The 24,409-nt window shown below is 58.4% G+C and carries 35 protein-coding genes; 3 read left to right on the top strand and 32 right to left on the bottom strand.

The window, feature by feature from the left end; all coding sequences use genetic code 11:
- Positions 1–44: 44 nt before the first annotated feature.
- From ACUXV1_RS18530 to ACUXV1_RS18515, 4 genes are all read right to left on the bottom strand, one after another.
- Positions 45–1,682, bottom strand: coding sequence for a methyl-accepting chemotaxis protein (locus ACUXV1_RS18530; protein ID WP_446016206.1), 1,638 nt, complete (start codon positions 1,680–1,682; stop codon positions 45–47).
- A 197-nt stretch (positions 1,683–1,879) separates the two neighbouring features.
- Complete coding sequence (locus tag ACUXV1_RS18525) at positions 1,880–3,367, bottom strand: CoA-acylating methylmalonate-semialdehyde dehydrogenase (protein WP_043636343.1); 1,488 nt, start codon at positions 3,365–3,367, stop codon at positions 1,880–1,882.
- A 41-nt stretch (positions 3,368–3,408) separates the two neighbouring features.
- The gene (locus ACUXV1_RS18520) at positions 3,409–4,725 is read right to left on the bottom strand and encodes an aspartate aminotransferase family protein (RefSeq protein WP_043636346.1); all 1,317 of its coding nucleotides are present in this window, start codon (positions 4,723–4,725) and stop codon (positions 3,409–3,411) included.
- Between the two features lie 323 nt (positions 4,726–5,048).
- On the bottom strand, positions 5,049–6,926 hold the full coding sequence (locus ACUXV1_RS18515) for a methyl-accepting chemotaxis protein (RefSeq protein ID WP_043636349.1): 1,878 nt from the start codon (positions 6,924–6,926) through the stop codon (positions 5,049–5,051).
- A 247-nt stretch (positions 6,927–7,173) separates the two neighbouring features.
- Here ACUXV1_RS18515 and ACUXV1_RS18510 point away from each other — a divergent pair, with 247 nt between their 5' ends.
- The 3 genes from ACUXV1_RS18510 to ACUXV1_RS18500 are packed head-to-tail and all read left to right on the top strand — an operon-like array spanning position 7,174 to position 10,367.
- Complete coding sequence (locus ACUXV1_RS18510; RefSeq protein WP_446016838.1) at positions 7,174–8,571, top strand: aminotransferase-like domain-containing protein; 1,398 nt, start codon at positions 7,174–7,176, stop codon at positions 8,569–8,571.
- A gap of 35 nt (positions 8,572–8,606) precedes the next feature.
- Complete coding sequence (locus tag ACUXV1_RS18505; protein WP_446016208.1) at positions 8,607–9,404, top strand: MOSC domain-containing protein; 798 nt, start codon at positions 8,607–8,609, stop codon at positions 9,402–9,404.
- Between the two features lie 51 nt (positions 9,405–9,455).
- Positions 9,456–10,367: a glutaminase gene (locus tag ACUXV1_RS18500; protein WP_446016209.1), complete on the top strand. Its 912-nt coding sequence runs from the start codon at positions 9,456–9,458 to the stop codon at positions 10,365–10,367.
- Positions 10,368–10,478: 111 nt separating this feature from the next.
- Here ACUXV1_RS18500 and rplQ read toward each other — a convergent pair whose 3' ends face one another.
- The 28 genes from rplQ to rpsJ all read right to left on the bottom strand — a co-directional run bounded on the left by rplQ (position 10,479) and on the right by rpsJ (position 24,394).
- Positions 10,479–10,874 (bottom strand): 50S ribosomal protein L17, encoded by a 396-nt coding sequence (rplQ, locus tag ACUXV1_RS18495; RefSeq protein ID WP_019102992.1) that lies wholly within the window; start codon positions 10,872–10,874, stop codon positions 10,479–10,481.
- Between the two features lie 25 nt (positions 10,875–10,899).
- Positions 10,900–11,883 (bottom strand): DNA-directed RNA polymerase subunit alpha, encoded by a 984-nt coding sequence (locus ACUXV1_RS18490; protein WP_446016210.1) that lies wholly within the window; start codon positions 11,881–11,883, stop codon positions 10,900–10,902.
- 23 nt (positions 11,884–11,906) lie between these two features.
- A complete protein-coding gene (gene rpsD / locus ACUXV1_RS18485; protein ID WP_043594097.1) occupies positions 11,907–12,527 on the bottom strand; it encodes a 30S ribosomal protein S4 in 621 nt (206 codons plus the stop codon).
- Between the two features lie 18 nt (positions 12,528–12,545).
- A complete protein-coding gene (rpsK, locus tag ACUXV1_RS18480; protein WP_008955659.1) occupies positions 12,546–12,941 on the bottom strand; it encodes a 30S ribosomal protein S11 in 396 nt (131 codons plus the stop codon).
- Positions 12,942–12,960: 19 nt separating this feature from the next.
- A complete protein-coding gene (gene rpsM, locus ACUXV1_RS18475; protein ID WP_019102771.1) occupies positions 12,961–13,323 on the bottom strand; it encodes a 30S ribosomal protein S13 in 363 nt (120 codons plus the stop codon).
- A gap of 70 nt (positions 13,324–13,393) precedes the next feature.
- The gene (gene rpmJ / locus ACUXV1_RS18470; RefSeq protein ID WP_011137711.1) at positions 13,394–13,507 is read right to left on the bottom strand and encodes a 50S ribosomal protein L36; all 114 of its coding nucleotides are present in this window, start codon (positions 13,505–13,507) and stop codon (positions 13,394–13,396) included.
- Between the two features lie 261 nt (positions 13,508–13,768).
- Positions 13,769–15,088 (bottom strand): preprotein translocase subunit SecY, encoded by a 1,320-nt coding sequence (secY, locus tag ACUXV1_RS18465; RefSeq protein WP_039755684.1) that lies wholly within the window; start codon positions 15,086–15,088, stop codon positions 13,769–13,771.
- Between the two features lie 11 nt (positions 15,089–15,099).
- On the bottom strand, positions 15,100–15,531 hold the full coding sequence (gene rplO / locus ACUXV1_RS18460) for a 50S ribosomal protein L15 (RefSeq protein WP_043636363.1): 432 nt from the start codon (positions 15,529–15,531) through the stop codon (positions 15,100–15,102).
- Between the two features lie 3 nt (positions 15,532–15,534).
- Positions 15,535–15,720 carry a 50S ribosomal protein L30 gene (gene rpmD / locus ACUXV1_RS18455; protein WP_011137715.1) on the bottom strand — a complete coding sequence of 62 codons (186 nt, stop codon included), beginning with the start codon at positions 15,718–15,720 and terminating at the stop codon, positions 15,535–15,537.
- Positions 15,713–16,231 (bottom strand): 30S ribosomal protein S5, encoded by a 519-nt coding sequence (rpsE, locus tag ACUXV1_RS18450; RefSeq protein WP_043594101.1) that lies wholly within the window; start codon positions 16,229–16,231, stop codon positions 15,713–15,715. The genes rpmD and rpsE overlap by 8 nt, the downstream gene beginning before the upstream one ends.
- Positions 16,232–16,244: 13 nt before the next feature.
- A complete protein-coding gene (rplR, locus tag ACUXV1_RS18445) occupies positions 16,245–16,598 on the bottom strand; it encodes a 50S ribosomal protein L18 (RefSeq protein WP_019104497.1) in 354 nt (117 codons plus the stop codon).
- A 13-nt stretch (positions 16,599–16,611) separates the two neighbouring features.
- Positions 16,612–17,145, bottom strand: coding sequence for a 50S ribosomal protein L6 (gene rplF / locus ACUXV1_RS18440; protein WP_019104496.1), 534 nt, complete (start codon positions 17,143–17,145; stop codon positions 16,612–16,614).
- Positions 17,146–17,154: 9 nt separating this feature from the next.
- Positions 17,155–17,550, bottom strand: a complete 396-nt coding sequence (gene rpsH, locus ACUXV1_RS18435; RefSeq protein ID WP_446016211.1) for a 30S ribosomal protein S8 — start codon at positions 17,548–17,550, stop codon at positions 17,155–17,157.
- Positions 17,551–17,564: 14 nt separating this feature from the next.
- On the bottom strand, positions 17,565–17,870 hold the full coding sequence (gene rpsN / locus ACUXV1_RS18430) for a 30S ribosomal protein S14 (protein WP_081546296.1): 306 nt from the start codon (positions 17,868–17,870) through the stop codon (positions 17,565–17,567).
- Between the two features lie 4 nt (positions 17,871–17,874).
- Complete coding sequence (gene rplE, locus ACUXV1_RS18425) at positions 17,875–18,414, bottom strand: 50S ribosomal protein L5 (protein WP_019104493.1); 540 nt, start codon at positions 18,412–18,414, stop codon at positions 17,875–17,877.
- Between the two features lie 10 nt (positions 18,415–18,424).
- Positions 18,425–18,739 (bottom strand): 50S ribosomal protein L24, encoded by a 315-nt coding sequence (gene rplX / locus ACUXV1_RS18420; protein ID WP_019104492.1) that lies wholly within the window; start codon positions 18,737–18,739, stop codon positions 18,425–18,427.
- Positions 18,740–18,748: 9 nt separating this feature from the next.
- Positions 18,749–19,117, bottom strand: a complete 369-nt coding sequence (gene rplN / locus ACUXV1_RS18415) for a 50S ribosomal protein L14 (protein WP_019104491.1) — start codon at positions 19,115–19,117, stop codon at positions 18,749–18,751.
- 203 nt (positions 19,118–19,320) lie between these two features.
- Complete coding sequence (gene rpsQ / locus ACUXV1_RS18410; protein ID WP_043594104.1) at positions 19,321–19,584, bottom strand: 30S ribosomal protein S17; 264 nt, start codon at positions 19,582–19,584, stop codon at positions 19,321–19,323.
- Position 19,585: 1 nt separating this feature from the next.
- A complete protein-coding gene (gene rpmC / locus ACUXV1_RS18405; protein WP_011137725.1) occupies positions 19,586–19,774 on the bottom strand; it encodes a 50S ribosomal protein L29 in 189 nt (62 codons plus the stop codon).
- A complete protein-coding gene (gene rplP / locus ACUXV1_RS18400; protein WP_019101458.1) occupies positions 19,774–20,190 on the bottom strand; it encodes a 50S ribosomal protein L16 in 417 nt (138 codons plus the stop codon). The genes rpmC and rplP overlap by 1 nt, the downstream gene beginning before the upstream one ends.
- Positions 20,174–20,875, bottom strand: coding sequence for a 30S ribosomal protein S3 (rpsC, locus tag ACUXV1_RS18395; RefSeq protein WP_043594108.1), 702 nt, complete (start codon positions 20,873–20,875; stop codon positions 20,174–20,176). Before rpsC ends, rplP begins: the two co-directional genes overlap by 17 nt.
- 10 nt (positions 20,876–20,885) lie before the next feature.
- Positions 20,886–21,215 carry a 50S ribosomal protein L22 gene (gene rplV / locus ACUXV1_RS18390; RefSeq protein WP_019099946.1) on the bottom strand — a complete coding sequence of 110 codons (330 nt, stop codon included), beginning with the start codon at positions 21,213–21,215 and terminating at the stop codon, positions 20,886–20,888.
- A 9-nt stretch (positions 21,216–21,224) separates the two neighbouring features.
- Complete coding sequence (gene rpsS / locus ACUXV1_RS18385) at positions 21,225–21,503, bottom strand: 30S ribosomal protein S19 (RefSeq protein WP_019099947.1); 279 nt, start codon at positions 21,501–21,503, stop codon at positions 21,225–21,227.
- A 6-nt stretch (positions 21,504–21,509) separates the two neighbouring features.
- On the bottom strand, positions 21,510–22,343 hold the full coding sequence (gene rplB / locus ACUXV1_RS18380; RefSeq protein ID WP_043594111.1) for a 50S ribosomal protein L2: 834 nt from the start codon (positions 22,341–22,343) through the stop codon (positions 21,510–21,512).
- Positions 22,344–22,354: 11 nt separating this feature from the next.
- On the bottom strand, positions 22,355–22,663 hold the full coding sequence (gene rplW, locus ACUXV1_RS18375; RefSeq protein ID WP_019100830.1) for a 50S ribosomal protein L23: 309 nt from the start codon (positions 22,661–22,663) through the stop codon (positions 22,355–22,357).
- Entirely contained in the window at positions 22,660–23,280 is a 621-nt protein-coding gene (gene rplD, locus ACUXV1_RS18370; protein ID WP_019100829.1) for a 50S ribosomal protein L4, read from the bottom strand. The genes rplW and rplD overlap by 4 nt, the downstream gene beginning before the upstream one ends.
- Entirely contained in the window at positions 23,280–23,924 is a 645-nt protein-coding gene (gene rplC, locus ACUXV1_RS18365) for a 50S ribosomal protein L3 (RefSeq protein ID WP_043594113.1), read from the bottom strand. The genes rplD and rplC overlap by 1 nt, the downstream gene beginning before the upstream one ends.
- 158 nt (positions 23,925–24,082) lie before the next feature.
- Positions 24,083–24,394 carry a 30S ribosomal protein S10 gene (gene rpsJ, locus ACUXV1_RS18360; RefSeq protein WP_011137734.1) on the bottom strand — a complete coding sequence of 104 codons (312 nt, stop codon included), beginning with the start codon at positions 24,392–24,394 and terminating at the stop codon, positions 24,083–24,085.
- Positions 24,395–24,409: the final 15 nt, after the last annotated feature.

The raw sequence follows: 24,409 nt of genomic DNA, 5'->3' as shown, positions 1-24,409 counted from the left end.
CGCGGCGGGGAAAACGGCGGCGGCCCGGGCCGCCGCGTCGCCTCTCAACAGCGGAAGCGCGACACCAGCCCGCGCAGACTGCCGGCCAGCTGGCTCATGTCCGCCAGCGCCGCCGAGGCGGTGGACGCCGCCTGCGCGTTCTTGCTGGAGCTCATCGCAATCTGCTCGACGTATTGAGCGATATCCTGACTGGCGGTGCCCTGCTCCTTCAGCGCGTGTGAAATATCGTTGACCACGCCCAGCACCCCGCCAGCGCTCCGGCTGATCTCTCCCACCGCCTCGCCGCCCTGCTCGGCCAGCTCCAGGCCGTTCTTGGCGCACCGCACCGCCTCTTCCATCGAGCCGTGCGATTGGGTCGAGCTTTGCTGGATCTCGGCGATCATGCCGGCAATCTCCTCGGTCGCCTGAGCGGTGCGCTCGGACAACTTGCGCACCTCGTCCGCCACCACCGCGAAGCCGCGGCCCTGCTCGCCGGCGCGCGCGGCCTCGATCGCCGCGTTCAGGGCCAGGAGATTGGTCTGATCGGCAATATCCTTGATCACTTGCATGATGCCGGAAATCACCTGCGCCTTGTCCACCAGCTCGTTGATGGTGCCGGCGGCCAGCTCCACCGACTCATTGATGCGGCGCATTTCCGCCACCGCGCGCGAAATCACCTCGCTGCCCTGCTGCGATGATTCGCCGGACTGTTCAGACAGGCTTCTGGCGTCCTGGGCGCGGTCGGAAATATGGTTGATGCTGACGGTGAGTTCTTCTATCGACGCCGCCATCGAGGTGGCCGCCTCGCTCTGCCGTTCCGAGCCGTTCGCCACTTCGCTGGCATGGCTGCTGACATCCGCGCTCATCTCCGACACCCGATTGGCCGCGGCGGCGATTTCGCCCACTAGCTGCCGCAACTCTCCCTGCATGCTGGCGACATTGGCCAGCAGGCTGTCGCGGTCGCCAGCCTTCACCGGCACCGCCATATCCAGCTGGCCGGCGGCAATGCGCTTGACGATATCCACCGTGACCGCCGGCTCGCCGCCCAACTGGCCCAACACGCTGCGCATGATGTAAGCGCCCAAGCCCGCCAGCAGCAACAGGATCACGCCCACCTCCAGCGCCAGATTGAACAGCGATTTGTGATAAGCGGCCGCCACGTCGTCCAGATAAATGCCGGTGCCCAGCACCCAGCCCCAGCCGGGAGAGGTCATCAAATAGGAAATTTTGGGCTGCGGCGCGTCAAAACCCGGTTTGTCCCAGACATAGCTGGCGTAGCCCTTGCCGCCGCCGGCGCTCAAGGCTTGATCGAACAGCTGGCCCATGTCCCGGCCGCTCCCCTCCTTGACCCCGTGCAGATTTTTGCCGATCAAGGCAGGCTTCACGCCGTGGGCGACGTAGGTCAGCCCTTTGTCGAAGGCGAAGAAATACTCGCGCTCGTCGTAGCGCATGCTGCTCAAGGCCGCCGCCGCCAGGTGCTTGGCCTGCGGCTCGCTCATCTTGCCGTCCGCCGCCATTTTCTCGTAAGACGTCACCAGTGCCGCCGCGGACTCCACCAGATTGCGCGTCTTGTCCTTGCGGTCCTGCAACATGGCGTCCCGCTCCCGCATCACAGAGAGCACGCCTATCGCCGTCACCAGCAGCGCCATCGCCACCAATAGCAAGAGCAGCCGGCCGCGCAGGCTCATTGTTGTTTTATTCATCTCCATCTCCCCACACCTTGTTAACTTATTCTAGACAGTGCTCATCGCTCTTTTGATGCGAATAATCCCAGTTTGAGACATTTCGATGAAAAACATCAATAGCATAAAAAAACCCGGATCGCTCCGGGTTAAACTGGACGCGAGCATGCATGCCCGCATCCAGAGTCGTCATTCCTCTGCCTTTAGTTCGCCAACGCTCACTTCATCGTCGGCATCACAAATTCGGCGGTCATCTTGGCCGGCCAGCGGCTGGTCACCGTCTTCATCCGAGTGTAAAAACGCACGCCTTCCGGACCGTGCATATGATGGTCGCCGAACAACGAGGCTTTCCAGCCGCCAAAGCTGTGGAAAGCCATCGGCACCGGAATCGGCACATTGATGCCCACCATGCCCACCTGAATGCGGTGGCTGAACTCGCGCGCGGCGCCGCCGGAGCGGGTGAAGATGCTGGTGCCGTTGGCGAAGGGATGGGCGTTGATCAGGCTGACCGCGCTGTCGAAGTCCGGCACTCTCACCACGGCCAGCACCGGCCCGAAGATTTCCTCCTTGTAAATGGTCATCTCCGGCGTCACATGGTCGAACAGGCAGCCGCCGAGGAAAAATCCGTCCTCGTGACCGGGATGGCGGTAGCCGCGGCCGTCCACCACCAGTTGCGCGCCTTCGGCCACACCCTGATCGACATAGCCGGTCACCTTGTCCAAATGCTGGCGCGTCACCAACGGCCCCATTTCCGCCGCCGCGTCGTCGCCCACGCCTATCTTCAGATTGCGCGCGCGCTCGGCCAACCGTTCCACCAGCGCGTCGCCGATATCGCCCACCGCCAGCACCACTGAGATCGCCATGCAACGCTCGCCGGCCGAACCGTAGGCGGCGCCGATCAGCGCCTCCACCGCGCCGTCCAGATCCGCGTCCGGCATCACCACCAGGTGGTTCTTGGCGCCGCCCAGCGCCTGCACCCGCTTGCCATGGCGCGCGCCGGTTTCGTAGATGTACTGGGCAATGGGCGTAGAGCCGACGAAGCTGAGCGCGGCGATGTCAGGATGGACAAGCAAGGCGTCCACCGCCTGCTTGTCGCCGTGCACCACGTTGAATACTCCGGCCGGCAAGCCGGCCTGCTGCAGCAGTTCGGCCAATAGCAAAGCGGCGGACGGGTCGCGCTCGGACGGCTTGAGAATGAAACAGTTGCCGCAGGCCAGCGCCACCGGGAACATCCACAACGGCACCATCGCTGGAAAGTTGAACGGGGTGATGCCGGCCACCACGCCCAGCGGCTGACGCATGGAATGGCTATCGATGCCGCCGCCCACCTGCTCGGTGAACTCGCCTTTCAGCAGCTGCGGAATGCCGCAGGCGAACTCCACCACCTCCAGGCCGCGGGTAACCTCGCCGATGGCGTCGGACACCACTTTGCCGTGCTCACTGGAAATCAGCGCCGCCAGCCGCTGCTGGTTTTGCTCCAGCAACTCCTTGAACTTGAACATCACCCGAGCGCGCTTCAACGGCGAGGTTTCCGCCCAGGCCGGGAAGGCCTTGCGCGCCGCCGCCACCGCGGCCTGGACCTCGTCCTGGCTCGCCAGCGGCACGCGGGCGGCGACGCTGCCCAGCGCCGGGTTGTAGACATCGCCAAAGCGGCCGCTGCGGCCTTCGCAGCGTTCGCCGCCAATGTAATGAGGAATGGTCTGCATATTCGTTCCGATGGGTATGGGTTGGGTATTCGGCGCCGCGCTCATTCGCAGGCGCGCAAGGCGGAGGCAATGGTCTCGAACAGCCGGTCGATCTCGTGCTTCTCAATGATCAGCGGCGGCGAAACCGCCAGGATGTCGCCGGTGAAGCGCACCAGCACGCCTTGTTCCCAGCACTTGAGGAAAACATCGAAACCGCGCTGTCCAGCCGCGCCCGCCCGGCTGTCCAGTTCAATGCCGGCCACCAGGCCCAAATTGCGGATGTCCTTGACGTAGGGCTGGCCGCGCAAAGCGTGCGCGCGCTCCTCGAAATAAGCGGACAGGCCGGCGGCGCGCTCGAACAATTGCTCGTCGCGGTACAGGTCCAGCGAGGCGATCGCCGCGGCGCAAGCCAGCGGGTGGGCGGAATAGGTGTAGCCGTGCGGGAACTCGATCATGCGCTCGCCGGCGGCGGCCATGAAGGCGTCGTGGATCTCCGGCTTCACCAGCAAGGCGCCCATCGGCACCACGCCGTTGGTCAGGCCCTTGGCGCAGGTGATGATGTCCGGCAACACGCCGAACTTGTTGGCGGCCCAATCCGCGCCCAAACGGCCGAAACCGGTGATCACTTCGTCGAAAATCAGCAGGATGCCGTAGCGGTCGCAGATTTCGCGCAAACGCCGCAAATAGCCCTTGGGAGGAATCAGAACGCCGGTGGAACCGGCCATCGGCTCGACAATGACGGCGGCGATGGTGGACGGATCGTGCAGGGTCAGTATCCGCGCTTCCAATTCGTCCGCGAATTCTGCGCCGTGCTCGGGCTCGCCGCGGCTGAAAGCGTTGCGGGCAAGGTCGTGAGTGCTGCGCAGATGATCCACCGCCGGCAAGGACACCGGAAAATGCTTGCGGTTGCCGGCCATGCCGCCCACCGAGATGCCGCCGAAGTTGACACCGTGATAACCCCGCTCGCGGCCAATCAGTTTGACGCGGGCGGCGTCGCCGCGCACGCGGTGATAAGCCACCGCCATCTTGAGCGCGGTGTCCGCCGCCTCCGAGCCGGAACCCACGAAGAACGCCTTGCTCAAGCCCTTGGGCGCCATCGCCACCAGCTTGTCGGCGGCCTCGAAAGCCTTGGGATGCGCCATCTGGAACGGCGGCGCATAGTCCAGCGTCGCCACCTGCCGCTGCACTGCCTCGACGATGGGCTTGCGGTTGTGGCCGGCGGTCACGCACCACAGGCCGGCGCTGCCGTCCAGGATCTTTCGGCCCTGGTCGTCGGTGTAATACATGCCGTCGGCGCTCACCAGCATGCGCGGCGCGCTCTTGAACTGGCGGTTGGCGGTGAACGGCATCCAGAACGCGTCCATCTGCGGCTGATTCATCGTTGTCTCCCCTGGCTCTTGGCCGAATGATGACAACTAATCTAGCCGCGGCACCAATACAATTACAGGTACAGTTGGCGCGAATTTGCACAGCCCCGTATCGGCAAAATCGCCAGTACAGTCCAAAACCAAGAAAAAACCCGGCCGTAGCCGGGTTTCCTGTGTCGCGCCAATCAACTCAGAGCCTGTTCACGATCTCGCAAGCTAAGGCGAGACAAGGCGAAAACGAGCGAAAAAGCGGAATGTACACGCGGTACATGAGCATTTTGAACTCGTACTCACCGTGCAACACGCCATGACGCGCAGCAGATCGTAAACGGTTCTCAGACGCGGAAGCTGGAGAACAGCTGCCGCATGTCCTTGGCCGCCTGCGACAAATCGTTCAAGGTGTCGTGCACGGTCTGCAGGGCGCCGTCGCTGTCGACGATGCGGCCGTTGATCTGTTCGGTGCTCTGCGCAATCAAAGTGGTGGCCTTATGCTGCTCGCTGGTGGACAGGGTGATCTCATTCATCTTGGCCATCACCTCTTGCATCGCCTGCTGGATCTGCTCGATGCGCTGCACCGCGCTGTCGGTCAGTTCCACGCCGTCGTCCACCGAGTTGACGGTGCGCTGCATATTGGTTACCGCCTGGCTGGTTTCCTCGCGGATGGTGCTGACCATGCTGGAAATCTCCACCGTGGCCTGGCCGGTGCGCTCGGCCAGTTTGCGCACTTCGTCCGCCACCACCGCAAAGCCGCGGCCCATTTCCCCTGCGCGCGCCGCTTCAATCGCCGCATTCAAGGCCAACAAGTTGGTTTGATCCGCGATATCCTTGATCACATTGGTGATGCCGCTGATCTGCTGCGAGCGCTGATCCAGCGACACCAACATGCCGGACAAGCCCTTCACCGCCTCCACCGTGCTGTTCATCTCGCGGGAGATGCGCTGCATTTCGTCTGCGCTTTCGCTGGATACGGTACCGGTGTGGTTGACCAGAGAATCCGCCTCGCGCGCGGCGTCGGCGATATGGGAAATGCTGACGGTGATTTCCTCCAGCGTCGCGGCGTTGGAGCTGGACACATCGGAAATCTGCCGAGAGTCGCGCGCCACCTGATCCACGGTGCTGGCCACGCTCTGCACGCCGTTGGTGACGTTTTCCGCCTCGGTTCGCACCGCCACGAACATGCTTTGCAAGCGATGGATGAAGCTGTTGAACGCGGTGGCGGTCTCGGCAATCTCATCCTGGCCCTGCACTTCGATGCGGCGGGTCAAATCGCCTTCGCCTTTGGAGATTTCCAGCATCGCATTGCGCAAGCGGCCCAAGCCGGCCAGCATCTTGCTCAGCATCACGCTGGCCACCGGGATCAGCACTATCACGCACAGCGCGCCCAGGCCCACCACAGTCAGCAGCAGTTTTTCCAGCGGCTCGCTGACCACGGACTTGTCTATCATCACGCCCAGCAGCCAGTTAGTGCCCTCCACCGGGTCGACTTGCACCAGCTTGCTCTCGCCGTTGACTTCGATTTCCTCCATCGCGCTGCTGGTGGACAGCTGCACCAGCTTCTCGCCGGTCAGCGCCGGCACTTTTTCCGCCAGCGGCTTCAGTGTCAGCGTGGTGTCCGGGTGCGCGATCACCTTGCCGGCCTTATCCACCAGGAAAGCGTAGCCGTTGCCGCGCAGCTTGGCGGACAGCACGGTTTTGACCAGATCGTCGATGAAAATATCGCCGCCCACCACTGCTTTCAGCGTGGAGCCGTCGAACACCGGCGACACGAAAGTCACCACCAGTTTCTTGGTGTCGAAATCGACGTAGGGATCGGATACGCCCGGCTTGCCGCTGGCCTGAGCCTGCTGATACCAAGGACGCGCCACCGGATCGTAACCCGCCGGCTGCGGCTTGAAGTCGGAACGGATCATTTTGTGGTCGGCGGTGCCGATATAGGTCATGTCGTAGCCGCCGGCCTGACTCAAGCGCGCCAGCATCGGCATAGGCTCTGGCGTTCCCACCACAGGATTGCCGGCAATCACCACCTTGACCTTGCTGCCGTACCAGTCCTTGACCAGATTGGCGTAACCGCGCGAGGTGCTGGACAGCTCATTGTCCACTCCCTGGACAATCTCGTTGCGCATCTGGGTATACACCAGGGTCGTAATAATGGCGCCCAGCAAAACCAGCAACACCGCAATGAATACAATCAACTTTACACGCAAAGAGCGCATTTCCGTCCTCCATCCCCAATTCGACTTAGCCTGCCGCGATTGCTTGTCAATCCACGACAAAGCACTGTTATGATCATTCTCAATGCCGGTAGGCTCTGTTTTTGTCTTAGCCGCTCCGTCCGCAAAGCTCAACAAAAAAACATACAGATTGACGGCTGCGACATGCCATCCGGCTTATGACGAGATATTTATCACAAGCTGTTCTCAACGGACAGGCCCAATATCAACGATGCTCAAATAATGCGCAATGACTAGCCTGAACCTTATGCCTATGGATGGCATTACATTGGTTGAAAACATTGTCAATTCAGCTATTTCAGCCATCCAATGCGGCCAGTGGCGCAAAGGCGCAAAAATCCCATCTATTCGTAGAATGGCCGGGGAGCTGGGCGTCAGTCCTTTCACCGTGGTTGAGGCCTACGATAGGCTGGTGACTCTGGGCTACCTGGCCGCGCGGCCAGGCTCGGGCTTTTACGTGGAGGCTAGACGGGAAAGCCGGCCGCCCGATCTGCCGGCCGCCCCTCGCGTCTGGCCGGTGGACGAATACTGGCTGCTGCGCAAGATTTACCAGCAGGACGCCAATACCCTGTTCGCCGGCTGCGGCTGGCTGCCTACCCACTGGTATGACGCCGAAGCTCAGCAAAAAGCGCTGCGGCAGCTGGCTCGCGACGCCGTCGCCGCTCCCGGCTATGGCGACCCAAAAGGCTTTCTACCCCTGCGCGAGCATTTGGCCGACCGCTTGGCCGAACGGGGCATCCAGGCTCGCGCCGACGACATCGCGCTGACACAGGGCGCCAGCCGTGCGCTGGACATGGCGGCCTGCGCGCTGCTGCAAGCCGGAGACACCGTGCTGGTGGACGATCCCGGCTATTGCAACCTGCTGTCCTGCCTGGCGTTTCGCGAGTTCAAACTGGTGCCCGTGCCTTGGACCGAACATGGCCCCGATCTCGAGCAGTTGCGCGCGCTGCTGCTCCAGCATCGGCCGCGGGCCTTCTTCACCAACCCCTGGCTGCAAAACCCCACCGGCGCCAGCTATTCGCCGTCCGTCGCTCACCAGGTGCTGCGGCTGGCAGAGGAGTACGACTTCCTCATCGTGGAAGACAATGTTTCCGCGGACTTCGCCGGAGACCGCCAACCCGCGCTGGCGGCGCTGGACGGCCTCAAGCGCGTGCTCTACATCGATAGTTTCTCCAAGTCGCTGTCGCCGGGCCTGCGCGTGGGCTATCTATGCGGCCCGACCGAACTGCTAGAACGCATCGTCCATTACAAGATGATGTCCGGGCTGACCTCGCCGGAGCTGAACGAAAGGCTGGCGCTGGAACTGGTGTCAGAGGGCCGCTACCGCCGTCAGCTGGAGCGGCTGCGCGCACGGTTGGCCGAAGCCCAAGCGCAATGCCAGCAACTGTTTCTCGAACACAGCTGGCAGTTGTTCGCGCGGCCGTCCAACGGCCTGTTCCTGCTGGCGCGGCCACCCGGCGAACTGGACGCTAGACAGCTGGCCGAACAGGCGCAGCAACACAAGATCCTCCTCGCGCCCGGCCATCTATTCCGCGCCTACGGCATGCCCTCCGACTGGCTGCGCTTCAATGTCGCCTTCAGCCAGGACCGTCGGCTGTGGGATTTTCTGAGTTGCCCGCCACAGTGATAACATGCGGTAACCACAGCCTAGCGGAGCCCTTCATGCAACTTGTCGAAATGTTCGTCCATCCGTTGAAATCCTGTCGCGGCCTTTCCTACAGCCGCGCCTTCGCCGGCAAGCAGGGCCTGCCGCATGACCGCGAGTGGCTGCTGGCGGGCGAGAACGGCCGCTTCTTCACCGCCCGCTCCCACCCGCAGCTAGTGCGCGTGGAGGTAGACCTGATTCCCGGCGGTGCGCTGTTCAAATTTCCAGGCAAGGCGCCGGTGCTGGCAATGAGCACTCAATACCAGCAAGAAGCGCCGGCCACAGTATGGAAGGACAACTTCGCCGCCTATCACGGCGACGCCGCGGTCGATCGTTGGTTCAGCGAGGTATTGGACGAACCCTGCCGGCTGCTGTGGCTAGGCATACATTCCAATCGCCGGCTGAAGGACGGCGAACACGCGATGTCCTTCGCCGACGGCTATCCTTATTTACTAGTGAATCAGGCATCGCTGGATGCGCTGAACGATGAGCTGGATCAGCCGGTAACTCTGCGGCATTTCCGCCCCAATCTGGTAGTCAATGGCGATTACGCCTGGGAAGAGGACGATTGGAAAGTCGTGCAGATCGGCGATGTGGTGTTCGATGTCGCCAAGCCCTGCACTCGCTGCGTGCTGACCACCGTAGACCCGGATACCGGCATCAAGTCGCCGGAGCAGCAGCCTTTGCGCACGCTGGTCAGCATCCGCACCTTGCCGGAAGGCGTCTGCTTCGGCCTCAACTTGGTGCCTCGCAATGAAGGCCTGCTGGAATTGGGCGCTGAATTCAGCGTGCTGGAAACCCGCTACGAGTTTTGATTTTCCAACGCCGGCCACCGGCGTTTTGACTGATTTATGCTGAATAGATTAATGAATCTGCAAGACTTACTCGATCAAATCCACGACGAAGTTGTCGCCTACTACGGCCAAGGCCGCGTCGCAGACTACATCCCGGCGCTGGCCGAAGTGCCGCCACGCCAATTCGGCATGGCCATCACCACCTTGGACGGCCGCCATTACCGCTGCGGCGACGCCGCCGTCCCCTTCTCCATCCAAAGCATTTCCAAAGCCTTCATGCTGGCGCTCACGCTGGAGGCCGACGGCGACTCCTTATGGAGCCATGTAGGCAAAGAACCGTCCGGCAACCCGTTCAATTCACTGGTGCAGCTGGAATACGAGGACGGCGTTCCTCGCAACCCCTTCATCAACGCAGGCGCGCTGGTGGTCACCGACCGCGCCATCAGCCATTTTGAAGACGCCCACGGCGCCTTGCTGACCCGCTTGCGCCAAGAGTCCGGCAACGCCACGCTATGCGGCAATGCCCGCGTCGCCGAATCCGAGCGTGCCCACGGTCATCGGAACGCAGCGCTGGCGCACTTCATGAAAAGCTACGACAACCTCGACAACGAGGTGGAAACCGTACTGCAGCAGTATTTCAACAGCTGCAGCATCGCGATGAACTGCGTGGAGCTGGCCAATGCAGGCTTATTCCTCGCCAACCACGGCATCACCCGAGACGGCTTGCAGTCGCTAAGCCGCAGCCAGGCCAAGCAAATCAACGCGGTGATGCTGACCTGCGGCACTTACGATGCCGCCGGCGAATTCGCCTACCGCGTCGGCCTGCCAGTGAAAAGCGGCGTTGGCGGCGGCATGCTGGCCATCATACCCGGCAAAATGAGCATCGCCGTGTGGAGCCCGGAACTAGATAGCAAGGGCAATTCGGTGCTGGGCCTGGAAGCGTTGGATCGCTTCACCACACGCACAGGCCTCTCGATTTTTTAAGCCATCCCGCCAGCTGGCGCCGGATAAGAAAAAACCCGCTCAAAGGCGGGTTTTTTTTCCGGCAATGAAAAAAGCCAGGCTTGCGCCTGGCTTCTTTCTCAACTTCGTCGATTACTCGGCGGAGTTGTCTTCAACCGCTACGGCATCTTCCGCACGGTCCACCAGCTCTACCAGAGCCATCGGGGCGTTGTCGCCCTTGCGGAAACCGTACTTCAGGATACGCACATAACCACCATTGCGGGCGGAGAAGCGCGGGCCGAGAACGTCGAAGAGTTTAACCACGATATCGCGGTCACGAGTGCGGTCAAACGCCAGACGACGGTTGGCGAGAGACGGCTTTTTGCCGAGCGTAATCAACGGCTCGGCCACACGACGCAGTTCCTTGGCTTTCGGCAGCGTGGTCACGATAACTTCGTGCTTCAGCAGCGAATTCGCCATGTTGCGCAGCATCGCCAGACGATGGCTGGTCGTGCGGTTCAGTTTACGATTACTGTAACGATGACGCATTGTTAATGTCCTTTTATCTCAAACCTTACGGCTTTTCGAGGCCAGCAGGCGGCCAGTTCTCGAGTTTCATCCCGAGAGTCAGGCCTTTGGAAGCGAGAACTTCCTTGATCTCGTTCAGCGACTTGCGGCCGAGGTTCGGAGTCTTCAGAAGCTCGGTTTCAGTACGCTGGATCAGATCGCCGATGTAATAAATGTTCTCAGCTTTCAGGCAGTTGGCCGAACGAACCGTCAGTTCAAGATCGTCTACCGGACGCAGCAGGATCGGATCGATCGGCGGCGCCTTTTCAACGACTTCTTCAACCGCTGTGCCTTGGAGATCGGCAAAGATCGACAGCTGATCCATCAGAATACGGGCAGCGTTGCGCACTGCCTGTTCCGGCTCGATCACGCCGTTGGTCTCGATATCGAGAACCAGGCGGTCGAGGTCGGTACGCTGCTCAACACGGGCGCTTTCCACAGCGAAGCTCACGCGGCGAACCGGCGAGAAGGAAGCATCCAGTTGAATGGTACCGATGGAACGGTTGTCTTCATGATTGGATCGAACCGACACCGGCTGATAGCCGCGGCCTTTTTCGATCTTGATCTCCATGTCGATCTTACCGCCAGAAGCGATGTGACAAATCACGTGGTCCGGATTGATCACTTCCACATCGTGCGGCAGTTCGATATCGCCAGCCAAGACAGCGCCTTCGCCGTCCTTTTTCAAGGACAACACAACACTGTCACGACCATGCAGCTTAAGCACTACGCCCTTGAGGTTGAGGAGGATGTCTACGACATCCTCGCGCACGCCATCAAGTGCGGAATACTCATGCAAAACGCCAGCGATAGTCACTTCGGTCGGAGCATAGCCCGGCATCGACGACAGCAGAATCCGGCGCAGCGAATTACCCAGAGTATGAGCGTAGCCGCGCTCGAACGGCTCCATCGACACACGAGCGTGAGTGGCGGAAACCGGCTGAACGTCGATAAGACGAGGTTTCAGAAATTCCGAAGCGCTGTTTTGCATAGTCATTCCCTAAGAGCTAGCGATTACTTGGAGTAGAATTCCACAACGAGTTGTTCGTTGATATCGCTAGACAGTTCGGAACGTTCCGGAGCGGATTTGAAAGTGCCTTCCATTTTCTTGGAGTCAACCAGAACCCAAGACGGGAAGCCACCCTGCTCGGCCAGAGCCAGACCTTCTACGATACGGGCCTGTTTCTTGGCTTTTTCACGGACGGACACTACGTCACCGGCTTTAACCTGGTAGGACGGAATGTTCACAACCTGGCCGTTCACAACGATAGCCTTGTGGCTAACCAGCTGGCGCGCTTCGGCGCGAGTGGAGCCAAAGCCCATGCGATATACAACGTTATCCAGGCGGGCCTCGAGCAGCTTCAGCAGGTTTTCACCCGTGGAGCCTTTGCGACGCACAGCTTCCGCAAAGTAATTGCGGAACTGACGCTCGAGTACACCGTAAATACGACGGATTTTCTGCTTTTCACGCAGTTGCACACCGTAGTCAGACAGGCGGCTCTTACGAGCGCCATGCTGGCCCGGAGGGCTATCCAGTTTGCACTTGGAATCCAGTGCACGACGCGCGCTCTTCAGGAAAAGGTCGGTGCCTTCACGACGAGCGAGCTTACACTTAGGGCCGATATAACGTGCCATGTTCTCACACTCTCCGAATTAGATACGACGTTTTTTGGGCGGACGGCAACCGTTGTGCGGTACCGGCGTCACGTCGGAGATGCTGGTGATCTTGAAACCCAGCGCGTTGAGTGCGCGAACAGCGGATTCACGACCCGGACCCGGGCCCTTGATACGAACTTCGAGGTTCTTCACACCGTATTCTTGGGCAACTTTACCAGCGTGCTCTGCTGCTACCTGAGCAGCAAAGGGTGTACTCTTGCGCGAGCCCTTGAAACCAGCGCCGCCAGAGGTAGCCCAAGACAATGCATTGCCTTGACGGTCGGTGATCGTGATGATGGTGTTGTTGAACGAAGCGTGCACGTGCACGATGCCTTCGCTAACAGACTTGCGCACTTTCTTGCGTACACGAACTGCTGTGTTTGCTTTAGCCATTATCTGTTGTTCCTATTAATTACTTCTTGCCGGCGATCGCCTTACGCGGCCCCTTGCGGGTGCGAGCGTTAGTGCGAGTGCGCTGACCGCGGCACGGCAGGCCACGACGATGGCGGAAGCCGCGATAGCAGCCCATGTCCATCAGACGCTTGATGCTCATGGTGACTTCGCGACGCAGATCACCTTCAACGGTGAACTTGGCGACTTCGTCACGCAGAGCTTCCATTTCAGCGTCAGTCAGATCCTTCACTTTCGTGGAAGGGTTCACGCTGGCAGCAGCACAAATCTGCTGGGCGCGAGTCTGACCGATGCCGAAAATTGCCTGCAGGCCGATAACGGCATGCGCATGATTGGGGATATTTACCCCTGCAATACGGGCCATACTCTTTCCTTAAGCCTTAAGACCTTGAAAAGTTTGCGATTGTAACACGCAAATCCAGGTCTAACAAATGTTAGCCTTGTTTTTGCTTGTGACGCGGATCCGTGCAAATCACGCGAACTACGCGATTGCGACGAATGATTTTGCAGTTGCGGCAAATCTTCTTTACCGAAGGCTGTACTCGCATGTCAGTTCCTTTCAATCCTCTAAAAGAGCAAGTGCGTTATTTCGCACGGAACACTATCCGGGACTGGCAGGACCGAGGAGAAGCCCCTCGCCCCAAACCGCAGTCAGATTGGATGCGAATGCCTATGCAATCGCACCCCGTCTGAAGTGCCCGGTTACCACGTGTCCATTCACAAGCAAAACTCCGAAGCGGACTCCGGAATTTCGCACTGCATCTGGATGGTGTCTTCCTTAGCCAATAACCCAGCGCAAGCTCAAGTTGTCAGCGCGTGAGCGCGTTGCCTTTGAAGTTGGCCTTCTTAAGCAAGCTCTCGTACTGATGCGACAGCACGTAAGACTGTACCTGCGCCATGAAGTCCATGGTTACCACCACAATGATCAGCAGCGATGTGCCGCCGAAGTAGAACGGCACGTTCCACTTCAAGATCAGGAATTCCGGCAACAAGCAGACCAGTGTGATGTAGATCGCACCAATCAGCGTCAGCCGCAGAATGATCTTCTCGATATATCGGGAAGTCTGCTCACCAGGACGAATACCCGGGATGAAGGCACCGCTCTTCTTCAGGTTGTCAGCCGTTTCCTTCGGGTTGAACACCAACGCCGTGTAGAAATAGCAGAAGAAGACGATGGCCGCCGCATACAGCAGCACGTAGATCGGCTGACCGGGATGCAGTTTGTCTGCGATGCCCTTCAGCCAGCCCATGTGCTCGCCCTGGCCAAACCAACCGAGAACGGTGGCCGGGAACAGGATGATGCTGGACGCGAAAATCGGCGGAATCACCCCCGCCATGTTGAGCTTGAGCGGCAAATGCGTGCTCTGGCCCTGCATGACGCGATTGCCCACTTGCCGTTTGGCGTAGTTCACCAGGACTTTGCGTTGGCCGCGCTCGGCGTACACCACCACATAAGTCACCACGATCACTCCGACAAACAACACGACGGCAAACAGGATAGGCAAAGAACCCTGACTGGTTAGAGTCAAGGTCTTGCCGATCGCAGCCGGAACGCCAGCGGCGATACCTGCGCAGATGATCAACGAAATACCGTTGCCAATCCCGCGCTCGGTAATCTGCTCGCCCAGCCACATGAGGAACATGGTGCCGGTTACCAGCGATACGACTGTCGTCAGGTAGAACTCCCACTGCGGAGTCACCACCAGGTTAGGCTGCTTGTACAGCATCACCGCAATGCCGAAACTTTGGAAAGTCGCGAGCAAAACGGTGGCGTAACGTGTGTACTGGGTTATCTTACGACGTCCCGCATCGCCCTCCTTCTTCAGCTGCTTGAGGCTCGGAAGAACCTCGGAGGCAAGCTGAAGAATGATGGAGGCGGAGATGTACGGCATGATGCCAATGGCAAACACCGTAAACCTCGAGAGGGCGCCGCCCGAAAACATGTTGAACATGTCGAGCAGGCCCGTCTGCGATGAGTGGAACAACTTCGCTAGCTCGGCAGGGTTGATACCCGGAACCGGAATGTGAGCACCGATGCGATAAACGATCAGGGCACCAATCAGGAACCAGATTCGACGCTTGAGATCACCAAACTTATTGGCATTTGCCACTAGAGAAGTATTCGCCACAGATTATTGCCTTATTCTACGCTGCCGCCGGCAGCTTCGATGGCGGCGCGAGCGCCGGCAGTTACGCCAACGCCGCGCAGTTTTACTGCGCGCTCAATCTTGCCGGACAGCACCACCTTGGCGGAATTCGCCTGGATGGAAGCCAGACCAGCTTGCTTGAGAGAGAGTAGGTCGATTTCATCAACCGGCAGCAGGTTCAGTTCGGACAGGCGAATCTCGGCAACCTTGCCTGCGTTCAGCGACTTGAAGCCGCGTTTCGGCAGACGACGTTGCAGCGGCATTTGACCGCCTTCGAAACCAACCTTGTGGAAACCACCTGCTCGGCTCTTCTGACCTTTGTGACCGCGGCCACAAGTCTTGCCCAGGCCGCTGCCGATGCCACGGCCTACACGGCGCTTGGCATGCTTGGCGCCGGCACCCGGCTGTACAGTGTTCAGCAGCATCTCTTAGCCCTCGAATTTCAACAAGTAGCTGATCTTGTTGATCATGCCACGGTTTTCAGGGGTATCGAGCACTTCAACAGTCTGGCGAATTTTCTTCAGACCCAGACCACGGGCGCAAGCCTTGTGAGACTCCAGGCGACCGATCAGGCTCTTTACCAGAGTGACCTTTACAGTCTTGGCGTTACTCATGGCTCACCCCCAGGATGTCCTCGACGCTCAGGCCACGCTTGGAGGCGATTTGCGCCGGGGTGTTGATGTTGCTCAGACCATCCAAAGTTGCACGCACCACGTTGTACGGGTTGGTGGAACCATGAATTTTTGCCGAGACGTTATGAACACCCATAGCATCAAAGATAGCGCGCATCGGGCCGCCGGCTTTCACACCGGTACCTTCTTTAGCGGGCTGGATGAATACAGTAGTAGCGCCGTGCTTGCCAACCACAGTGTGGTGGAAAGTGCCGTTTTTCAACGGAACCTTAACCATATTGTGGCGAGCTTGTTCCATTGCCTTTTGTACGGCAACCGGAACTTCCTTGGAACGGCCCTTACCCATGCCGATTCCGCCATCGCCATCACCTACCACGGTCAAGGCGGAGAAAGCCATGATACGGCCGCCTTTAACCACTTTGGTGACGCGGTTGACGCTGATCATTTTCTCGACCAGACCGTCGCCACGATCTTCCGTTTCGTGTTTAGCCATTCTTCACTCCGAATTAGAATACGAGACCGTGTTCGCGAGCGGCGTCAGCCAGCGCTTTCATACGACCGTGGTATTTGAAACCAGAGCGGTCGAAAGCGACTTTCTCGATGCCAGCGGCTTTTGCTTTTTCAGCAATGCGCTTGCCGATCACGGCTGCAGCTGCCACGTTGCCGCCGTTTTTGAGATCAGCGCGTACGTCGGTTTCCAGCGAAGAGGCGCTGGCCAGTACTTTGCTGCCAGTCTCATCAACGATCTGGGCATAAATGTGGCTATTGGTGCGATACACAGTGAGACGCACCATCTTGAGCTCCGCGATCCGGGCACGGGTTTTACGTGCGCGGCGGAGTCGAGCTTGTTTCTTGTCCATATCAGTGCCTCAGTTACTTCTTCTTGGTTTCTTTCAGAACCACAACCTCATCAGCGTAACGAACGCCCTTGCCTTTGTACGGCTCGGGAGCGCGGTAAGCGCGGATTTCGGCAGCCACCTGGCCAACGCGCTGCTTGTCAGCGCCTTTGATCAGGATCTCGGTCTGACTCGGGGTCTCAGCTTTAACGCCCTCAGGCATTTGATGAGCCACCGGGTGGGAGAAACCCAGAGACAGGTTCAGGGTGTCGCCTTGGGCCTGGGCACGATAGCCCACGCCTACCAGCTGCAGCTTCTTCTCGAAGCCTTTGGACACGCCGGTCACCATATTGTTCAGCAGCGCGCGCAGAGTGCCGGACATGGCACGAGCGAACTTGCTGTCGTTCTTAGCGGCGAATGTCAGCTGGCCGTTGTCCAGCTTGACATCTACCTCTTCGCACAGAGCGGTGCTCAAGGAGCCCAGGGCGCCCTTCACAGTCACTTCTGCAGCGCCGAATTTCACTTCGACGCCAGCCGGGATGACTACGGGATTCTTAGCTACGCGAGACATTTGACCCCCTTAAGCCACGACGCACAGCAACTCGCCGCCGATGCCGGCCGCGCGCGCTTTGCGATCAGTCATAACGCCTTTGGAGGTGGACAGGATAGCCACGCCCAAGCCATTCATGACTTTCGGGATTTCGGTGGAGCCCTTGTACACACGCAGGCCAGGGCGGGAAACGCGGTCAATGCGCTCGATCACCGGACGGCCAGCATAGTACTTGAGCTGGATTTCGAGAACAGGCTTCTTCTCTTCGCCGGCAACGGCGAAGTCTTCGATGTAGCCTTCTTCTTTCAACACCTGCGCCAGCGCAATTTTCAGCTTGGAAGACGGCATGGAAACAGCCACCTTGGAAGCCATTTGGCCGTTGCGGATGCGGGTCAACATATCGGAAATAGGATCGTGCATGCTCATTTATGTGTCTCCTATTACCAGCTGGCCTTCACAACCCCCGGAATCTCGCCCTTCAGAGCGATTTCACGGAGTTTGTTACGACCCAGACCGAATTTGCGGAATACGCCACGCGGACGACCGGTAATGGCGCAGCGACGACGCTGGCGAACCGGGGAAGCATTGCGCGGCAGCTGCTGCAGTTGCAGGCGAGCTGCAAAGCGCTCTTCTTCCGAGAGGCTTTGATTGTTGATAGTCGCGATAAGGGCTTCGCGCTTGGCAGCAAATTTTGCAGCCAGCTTGACACGCTTCTCTTCGCGCTGAATCAGTGCAAGTTTTGCCATGTGCTTAACCCTTGAACGGGAACTTGAACGCGGCCAGCAAAGCGCGGGCCTCTTCGTCAGTCTTCGCGGTGGTGGTAACAGTAATGTTCATACCACGCAGAGCATCGATCTTGTCGTACTCGATTTCCGGGAAGATGATCTGTTCTTTAACGCCCATGTTGTAGTTGCCGCGGCCGTCGAAAGACTTGGCGGAAACACCACGGAAGTCGCGAACGCGCGGCAGCGCGATCGTCACCAGGCGGTCCAGGAACTCGTACATGCGTTCGCGACGCAGAGTTACCTTGCAACCCACCGGGTAGTGATCACGAATCTTGAAGCCTGCGATGGATTTGCGAGCGGTGGTGACAACCGGCTTCTGGCCGGCGATCTTTTCCAGGTCGCCCACGGCGAAATCCATTACCTTTTTATCGGCAACAGCTTCGCCCACACCCATGTTCACAGTGATCTTCTCAATGCGCGGGACTTGCATGATGGACTTGTAGCCGAACTGTTTCATCAGTTCAGGCACTACGGTGTCTTTGTAGAAATCGTAGAGACGTGCCATGTTTTGTTCCTTACGCGCCAATGACTTCGCCGTTGGACTTGAACACGCGTACCTTGCGGCCGTCTTCAAGAATCTTGAAGCCTACGCGGTCAGCCTTTTGGCTTGCCGGATTGAAAATGGCGACGTTCGATGCGTCAACAGGCATGGTCTTTTCAACGATGCCGCCGGCCACGCCACGCACCGGATTCGGCTTCTGGTGTTTCTTGGCGACATTCACGCCTTCAACAACCAGTTTCTCGTCCAGAACGCGCAGAACGGTGCCGCGCTTACCTTTGTCTTTGCCGGTGATTACTACGACTTCATCACCCTTGCGAATTTTGCGCATGCGATCTCCTTACAGTACTTCAGGAGCCAGCGAAACGATCTTCATGAAGCGCTCGGTACGCAGTTCACGCGTAACAGGCCCGAAGATACGAGTGCCGATAGGCTCAAGCTTGTTGTTGAGCAGGACGGCGGCGTTGCCGTCAAACTTGATCAACGAGCCATCCGGACGACGCACGCCTTTGGCAGTGCGAACCACAACCGCGTTGTAAACGTCGCCTTTTTTGACGCGTCCACGCGGTGCAGCATCCTTGATGGTCACCTTGATGATGTCGCCTACGCTTGCATAGCGACGCTTGGAACCGCCCAATACCTTGATGCACATAACGTGACGCGCACCTGTATTGTCAGCGACCTCAAGCATGGTCTGCATTTGGATCATGTGATGATTACCTTTCTAATCCAACTTTATCCGTCACTCTCACCTGCCGGTTTCTCGCATAAGAGCAAGACCAAACAGACGAAACGCCACAGAAACTGTGGCGTATCCAACGGCCAGTTTTGGACCCCGTAAGGGCGGAACTCCTACCCGATAGGGGTAGGAAGATGGCCATTATACAGGGAGCTTTCGCCCCCTGCAAGTCTTTACACCTGGCGGGACTTCTCTACCAGGGCAGTTACCACCCACGTCTTGGTCTTCGAGAGCGGACGGGACTCGCTGATAACAACGATATCGCCGGCCTTGAACTCGTTGTTCTCGTCGTGCGCGTGGAACTTCTTAGAACGACGGATAATCTTGCCGTAGATCGGGTGCTTTACTTTGCGCTCGACCAGTACGGTCACGGTTTTATCCATCTTGTCGCTGACTACGGTACCGGTCAGCGTACGTACCACTTTGGTTTCGCTCATCTTAAACTGCCTTTTCTTTCAGAACGGTGCGCACGCGAGCGATGTCGCGACGTACTTTCTTCAGTTCAGAGGTCTTGGCGAGTTGCTGAGTGGCGTGCTGCATGCGCAGAGCAAACTGGGCCTTCAAGAGGCTAAGCAGTTCCGCCTTCAGCTCGTCAACAGTTTTGGCTTTCAGTTCGGACGCTTTCATTACTGACCTACCTGTCTAGTTACAAACACAGTGGCGATCGGCAACTTGGCTGCGGCCAGACGGAAAGCTTCACGAGCGAGTTCCTCGGAAACACCATCCATTTCGTACAGCATCTTGCCAGGCTGGATTTCGGCCACGTAGTACTCCGGAGAGCCTTTACCCCCGCCCATACGAACTTCAGCAGGCTTGGAAGTAATCGGCTTGTCCGGGAAGATGCGGATCCAGATGCGGCCGCCACGCTTGATGTGACGGGTCATCGCGCGACGCGCAGCTTCGATCTGGCGCGCGGTCAGACGACCACGACCAACCGCCTTCAGACCGAAATCACCAAAGCTCACTTTGTTGCCACGAGTAGCGATACCCGTGTTGCGGCCTTTATGCTGTTTACGGTACTTGAGTCTAGTTGGCTGCAGCATTTCGAGCACCCTTTCTCGATTTCTTCTCGGTCGCTACCGGAGCCGGTTGAACTTGACCCGGCTTGAGCTCGCCCTTGTATACCCATACCTTGATGCCGATGATACCGTAGGTAGTTTTGGCTTCGGAGGTAGCGTAGTCTACGTCTGCGCGCAGGGTATGCAGCGGCACGCGGCCTTCGCGATACCATTCGCTACGAGCGATGTCGATACCGTTCAGACGGCCGGAGCTCATGATCTTGATGCCTTGAGCGCCCATGCGCATTGCGTTTTGCATAGCGCGCTTCATGGCGCGACGGAACATCACGCGCTTCTCCAGCTGGGAAGCAATGCCGTCGGCGATGATTTGAGCATCCAGTTCCGGCTTGCGAACTTCTTCGATGTTCACATGCACGGGAACGCCCAGGCGCTTTTGCAGTTCTTGCTTGAGCAGCTCGATGTCCTCGCCTTTTTTACCGATCACAACACCCGGACGGGCGCTGTGAATGGTGATGCGGGCGGACTTAGCCGGGCGCTCGATGGTCACACGGCCAACCGAAGCGTGACCCAGACGCTTTTTCAGGAATTCGCGAACTTCGATATCCTGCTTCAGCATTTCCGGGAAGTTCTGCGAATTCGCGAACCACTTGGAAGACCAGTTTTTGTTAACGGCAAGACGGAATCCCGTCGGATGAATCTTCTGACCCATTTCTTACCCCTTAATTGCCAACGGTCAACGAGATGTGGCAGGTCTGCTTTTCGATGCGATTGCCACGACCCTTAGCACGGGCGGTGAAACGCTTCAGACTAGCGCCTTTGTCAACAAAGATGCCGGTGACACGCAGGGTGTCAATGTCGGCGCCTTCGTTGTGCTCGGCGTTAGCGATGGCAGATTCCAGCACTTTCTTGATGATTACCGCGCCCTTCTTCGGGGAGAAGGCCAAGATATTCAGAGCCTGATCAACGGACTTGCCGCGGATCAGATCGGCCACCAGGCGGCATTTTTGTGCCGACAGGCGAACGCTTTTCAGATTTGCAGATACTCTCATCGCTTCACCTTATCTCTTCTTCGCCTTCTTATCGGCCGCGTGGCCTTTGAAGGTACGAGTCAGCGAGAATTCGCCCAGTTTATGGCCGACCATGTTTTCGGAAACATAAACAGGCACATGGGTGCGACCGTTGTGCACAGCGATGGTCAGACCAATGAAATCCGGCAGGATGGTCGAACGACGAGACCAAGTCTTGATCGGACGCTTGTCGCTGGTTGCCCGCACCGCATCTACTTTTTTCAGCAGATGCAGATCAACGAACGGGCCTTTTTTCTGCGAACGTGCCATTGTCAATTACCCTTTTTTGGAATAGCGACGGCGTACGATCATATTGTCGGTACGCTTGTTGCGACGGGTACGGAAGCCCTTAGCCGGAGTGCCCCACGGGCTAACCGGCACACGGCCTTCGCCAGTACGGCCTTCACCACCACCGTGCGGGTGGTCAACCGGGTTCATGGCAACGCCACGAACGGTCGGACGGATACCGCGCCAGCGAGTAGCGCCAGCCTTGCCCAGCTTGCGCAGGGAGTGCTCTTCGTTACCCACTTCACCAACAGTCGCTCGGCAATCAACGTGCACCAGGCGAATTTCGCCCGAACGCAGACGCAGTTGAGCGTAAGCGCCTTCGCGAGCCAGCAGCATCGCGGATGCGCCAGCGGAACGAACCATCTGAGCGCCCTTGCCAGGCTGCATTTCCACGCAGTGGATAGTGGTACCCACCGGGATGTTGCGGATCGGCAGAGCGTTACCGGCCTTGATCGGAGCTTCCGCGCCGGACAACAGCTCAGCGCCGGCTTTCACACCGCGCGGGGCGATGATGTAGCGACGCTCGCCATCGGCGTAGCACAGGAGAGCAATGTGAGCGGTGCGGTTCGGATCGTATTCGATGCGTTCCACTTTCGCCGGGATGCCATCCTTGTTGCGACGGAAGTCGATGATGCGGTAGTGCTTCTTGTGGCCACCGCCACGATGACGCGTGGTGATGTGACCATTGTGGTTACGGCCACCGGTGGAAGATTTCTTTTCCAACAGGGCGGCGTGCGGAGCACCTTTGTGCAGGTCAGGGTTTACTACCTTGACAACGGCACGGCGGCCCGCGGAAGTCGGTTTTACCTTAACGATAGGCATGCTCTATCTCCTTACTCCGCTGCGGCCGGGGTAGCGGTCAGATCAATTTCTTGACCTTCCACCAGGCTAACGTAGGCCTTTTTCCAGTCACTGCGACGACCGATGGAACGGCCAAAGCGCTTAACCTTGCCTTTGACATTCACAGTGGAAACGCCTTCAACTTTTACGTTGAACAGCATTTCAACCGCGGCCTTGATTTCGGGCTTGGTCGCGTCTTTGGCAACGCGGAACGCCATTTGCTGGTTCTTCTCAGCAATCATGGTGCTCTTTTCGGAAACGATGGGAGCAAGAATTACTTGCAACAGACGTTCTTGGTTCATGCCCACTGCTCCTCAAGTTGCTTCACAGCGTCGCGAGTGATCACGGTCTTCTTGAAGCGCAACAGGCTGTACGGATCAGCTTGAACCGCTTCGATAACCAGCACGTTCGGCAGGTTACGCGAAGAGAGATAGAGGTTTTCGCTCAGTTCGCCAGTGATGAACAAAGCCTGTTCCAGGCCCATCGGCTGAACGGTGCCAACGAATTCTTTGGTCTTCGGGCTTTCAACGTTCAGCTCGTCAACCACGATCAGACGCTCGTCGCGGACCAGCTGCGACAGAATCGCGGCCATGCCTGCACGGAACATCTTGCGGTTAACTTTCTGAGTGAAGTTCTCGTCCGGCTTGTTCGGGAAGGCACGGCCACCACCACGACGGTTCGGGGTGGAAGTCATACCGGCACGAGCGTTACCAGTACCTTTCTGACGGAAAGGCTTTTTGGTCGAGTGCTTCACTTCAGCACGGGTCAGCTGGGCGCGGTTGCCGCTACGAGCATTCGCCAGGAATGCGGTAACAACCTGATGCACCAGGGCTTCGTTGTATTCGCGGCCGAACAAAGAGTCGGACACTTGCAGGCTGCCAACAGCCTTGCCTTGGGTATTGATTACATTCAATTCCATCACGCACCCGCCTTCACGCTAGGACGAACGACTACGTCACCGTTCTTGGCGCCAGGAACAGCGCCTTTAACCAGAATCAGTTGACGCTCGGCATCGACACGAACGATTTCCAGGCACTGCACGGTGCTCTTGACGTTACCGTATTGGCCCGCCATGCGCTTACCCGGGAAAACGCGGCCCGGATCTTGCGCCTGACCGATGGAACCCGGCGTGTTATGCGAACGCGAGTTACCATGGGAAGCACGGTTGGAAGAGAAGTTGTGACGCTTGATCACGCCGGAGAAGCCTTTACCTTTGGAGGTGCCGGTTACATCAACCAGTTGACCAACGGTGAAGATCTCAACAGCGATGGCATCGCCCGGCTTGAAGCTGGACAGATCGGAGGCGGTCAGCGGAAACTCGACCAGACCCAGACCTGCTTCAACGCCAGCCTTGGCGAAGTGGCCCGCGGCAGCCTTAACAACACGGCTGGCCTTTTTGGAGCCATAGGTAACCTGCACGGCATTGTAGCCGTCGGTTTCAGCAGTTTTGATTTGCGTGACGCGGTTAGCGGACATGTCCAGCACAGTTACCGGGATGGTTGCGCCATCTTCGGCAAAAATGCGGGTCATGCCGACTTTGCGACCGACAAGACCTAAACTCATGTTTATTTCCTTTTTCAGGCGCCGATTACGATTGACCGGCATAAAAAACACGACAGAAAAAACAAAAACGGACTCGCCAAAATGGCGAGTCCGCTAATGTATCACAGAAAATTCAAGAATCGCAAGAACTTAGCTCGCAAACCCTTGAACTTAAGCGATTACTGCAGCTTGATTTCCACATCCACACCGGCCGGCAGATCGAGCTTCATCAGAGCGTCGACGGTTTTGTCGGTCGGGTCCACGATGTCCATCAGACGCAGGTGAGTGCGGATTTCCAGCTGATCGCGGGAAGTCTTGTTCACGTGCGGGGAGCGCAGAACGTTGAAACGCTCGATTTTGGTCGGCAGCGGAACCGGGCCTTTAACAACGGCGCCGGTGCGCTTGGCGGTTTCAACGATTTCCTGAGCGGAGCGATCGATCAGGTTGTAATCGAAAGCCTTCAGGCGGATGCGGATTTTCTGGCTAGACATTAGATTCTCCGATCC

The organism is Chromobacterium sp. W521 (assembly GCF_052805975.1).
The sequence above is the reverse complement of the archived record's forward strand: the minus strand, read 5'-3'. Positions and strand labels throughout refer to the sequence as shown.

Excerpts from the sequence above, each read along its gene's own strand:
- ACUXV1_RS18530 (WP_446016206.1), bottom strand. The coding sequence starts at position 1,682 with ATGAATAAAACAACAATGAGCCTGCGCGGCCGGCTGCTCTTGCTATTG.
- ACUXV1_RS18525 (WP_043636343.1), bottom strand. The coding sequence starts at position 3,367 with ATGCAGACCATTCCTCATTACATTGGCGGCGAACGCTGCGAAGGCCGC.
- ACUXV1_RS18520 (WP_043636346.1), bottom strand. The coding sequence starts at position 4,725 with ATGAATCAGCCGCAGATGGACGCGTTCTGGATGCCGTTCACCGCCAAC.
- ACUXV1_RS18515 (WP_043636349.1), bottom strand. The coding sequence starts at position 6,926 with ATGCGCTCTTTGCGTGTAAAGTTGATTGTATTCATTGCGGTGTTGCTG.
- ACUXV1_RS18510 (WP_446016838.1), top strand. The coding sequence starts at position 7,174 with ATGACTAGCCTGAACCTTATGCCTATGGATGGCATTACATTGGTTGAA.
- ACUXV1_RS18505 (WP_446016208.1), top strand. The coding sequence starts at position 8,607 with ATGCAACTTGTCGAAATGTTCGTCCATCCGTTGAAATCCTGTCGCGGC.
- ACUXV1_RS18500 (WP_446016209.1), top strand. The coding sequence starts at position 9,456 with ATGAATCTGCAAGACTTACTCGATCAAATCCACGACGAAGTTGTCGCC.
- rplQ (WP_019102992.1), bottom strand. The coding sequence starts at position 10,874 with ATGCGTCATCGTTACAGTAATCGTAAACTGAACCGCACGACCAGCCAT.
- ACUXV1_RS18490 (WP_446016210.1), bottom strand. The coding sequence starts at position 11,883 with ATGCAAAACAGCGCTTCGGAATTTCTGAAACCTCGTCTTATCGACGTT.
- rpsD (WP_043594097.1), bottom strand. The coding sequence starts at position 12,527 with ATGGCACGTTATATCGGCCCTAAGTGTAAGCTCGCTCGTCGTGAAGGC.
- rpsK (WP_008955659.1), bottom strand. The coding sequence starts at position 12,941 with ATGGCTAAAGCAAACACAGCAGTTCGTGTACGCAAGAAAGTGCGCAAG.
- rpsM (WP_019102771.1), bottom strand. The coding sequence starts at position 13,323 with ATGGCCCGTATTGCAGGGGTAAATATCCCCAATCATGCGCATGCCGTT.
- rpmJ (WP_011137711.1), bottom strand. The coding sequence starts at position 13,507 with ATGCGAGTACAGCCTTCGGTAAAGAAGATTTGCCGCAACTGCAAAATC.
- rplO (WP_043636363.1), bottom strand. The coding sequence starts at position 15,531 with ATGCTGCTGAACACTGTACAGCCGGGTGCCGGCGCCAAGCATGCCAAG.
- rpmD (WP_011137715.1), bottom strand. The coding sequence starts at position 15,720 with ATGAGTAACGCCAAGACTGTAAAGGTCACTCTGGTAAAGAGCCTGATC.
- rpsE (WP_043594101.1), bottom strand. The coding sequence starts at position 16,231 with ATGGCTAAACACGAAACGGAAGATCGTGGCGACGGTCTGGTCGAGAAA.
- rplR (WP_019104497.1), bottom strand. The coding sequence starts at position 16,598 with ATGGACAAGAAACAAGCTCGACTCCGCCGCGCACGTAAAACCCGTGCC.
- rplF (WP_019104496.1), bottom strand. The coding sequence starts at position 17,145 with ATGTCTCGCGTAGCTAAGAATCCCGTAGTCATCCCGGCTGGCGTCGAA.
- rpsH (WP_446016211.1), bottom strand. The coding sequence starts at position 17,550 with ATGAGCATGCACGATCCTATTTCCGATATGTTGACCCGCATCCGCAAC.
- rpsN (WP_081546296.1), bottom strand. The coding sequence starts at position 17,870 with ATGGCAAAACTTGCACTGATTCAGCGCGAAGAGAAGCGTGTCAAGCTG.
- rplE (WP_019104493.1), bottom strand. The coding sequence starts at position 18,414 with ATGGCACGTCTCTACGATTTCTACAAAGACACCGTAGTGCCTGAACTG.
- rplX (WP_019104492.1), bottom strand. The coding sequence starts at position 18,739 with ATGCGCAAAATTCGCAAGGGTGATGAAGTCGTAGTAATCACCGGCAAA.
- rplN (WP_019104491.1), bottom strand. The coding sequence starts at position 19,117 with ATGATCCAAATGCAGACCATGCTTGAGGTCGCTGACAATACAGGTGCG.
- rpsQ (WP_043594104.1), bottom strand. The coding sequence starts at position 19,584 with ATGAGCGAAACCAAAGTGGTACGTACGCTGACCGGTACCGTAGTCAGC.
- rpmC (WP_011137725.1), bottom strand. The coding sequence starts at position 19,774 with ATGAAAGCGTCCGAACTGAAAGCCAAAACTGTTGACGAGCTGAAGGCG.
- rplP (WP_019101458.1), bottom strand. The coding sequence starts at position 20,190 with ATGCTGCAGCCAACTAGACTCAAGTACCGTAAACAGCATAAAGGCCGC.
- rpsC (WP_043594108.1), bottom strand. The coding sequence starts at position 20,875 with ATGGGTCAGAAGATTCATCCGACGGGATTCCGTCTTGCCGTTAACAAA.
- rplV (WP_019099946.1), bottom strand. The coding sequence starts at position 21,215 with ATGAGAGTATCTGCAAATCTGAAAAGCGTTCGCCTGTCGGCACAAAAA.
- rpsS (WP_019099947.1), bottom strand. The coding sequence starts at position 21,503 with ATGGCACGTTCGCAGAAAAAAGGCCCGTTCGTTGATCTGCATCTGCTG.
- rplB (WP_043594111.1), bottom strand. The coding sequence starts at position 22,343 with ATGCCTATCGTTAAGGTAAAACCGACTTCCGCGGGCCGCCGTGCCGTT.
- rplW (WP_019100830.1), bottom strand. The coding sequence starts at position 22,663 with ATGAACCAAGAACGTCTGTTGCAAGTAATTCTTGCTCCCATCGTTTCC.
- rplD (WP_019100829.1), bottom strand. The coding sequence starts at position 23,280 with ATGGAATTGAATGTAATCAATACCCAAGGCAAGGCTGTTGGCAGCCTG.
- rplC (WP_043594113.1), bottom strand. The coding sequence starts at position 23,924 with ATGAGTTTAGGTCTTGTCGGTCGCAAAGTCGGCATGACCCGCATTTTT.
- rpsJ (WP_011137734.1), bottom strand. The coding sequence starts at position 24,394 with ATGTCTAGCCAGAAAATCCGCATCCGCCTGAAGGCTTTCGATTACAAC.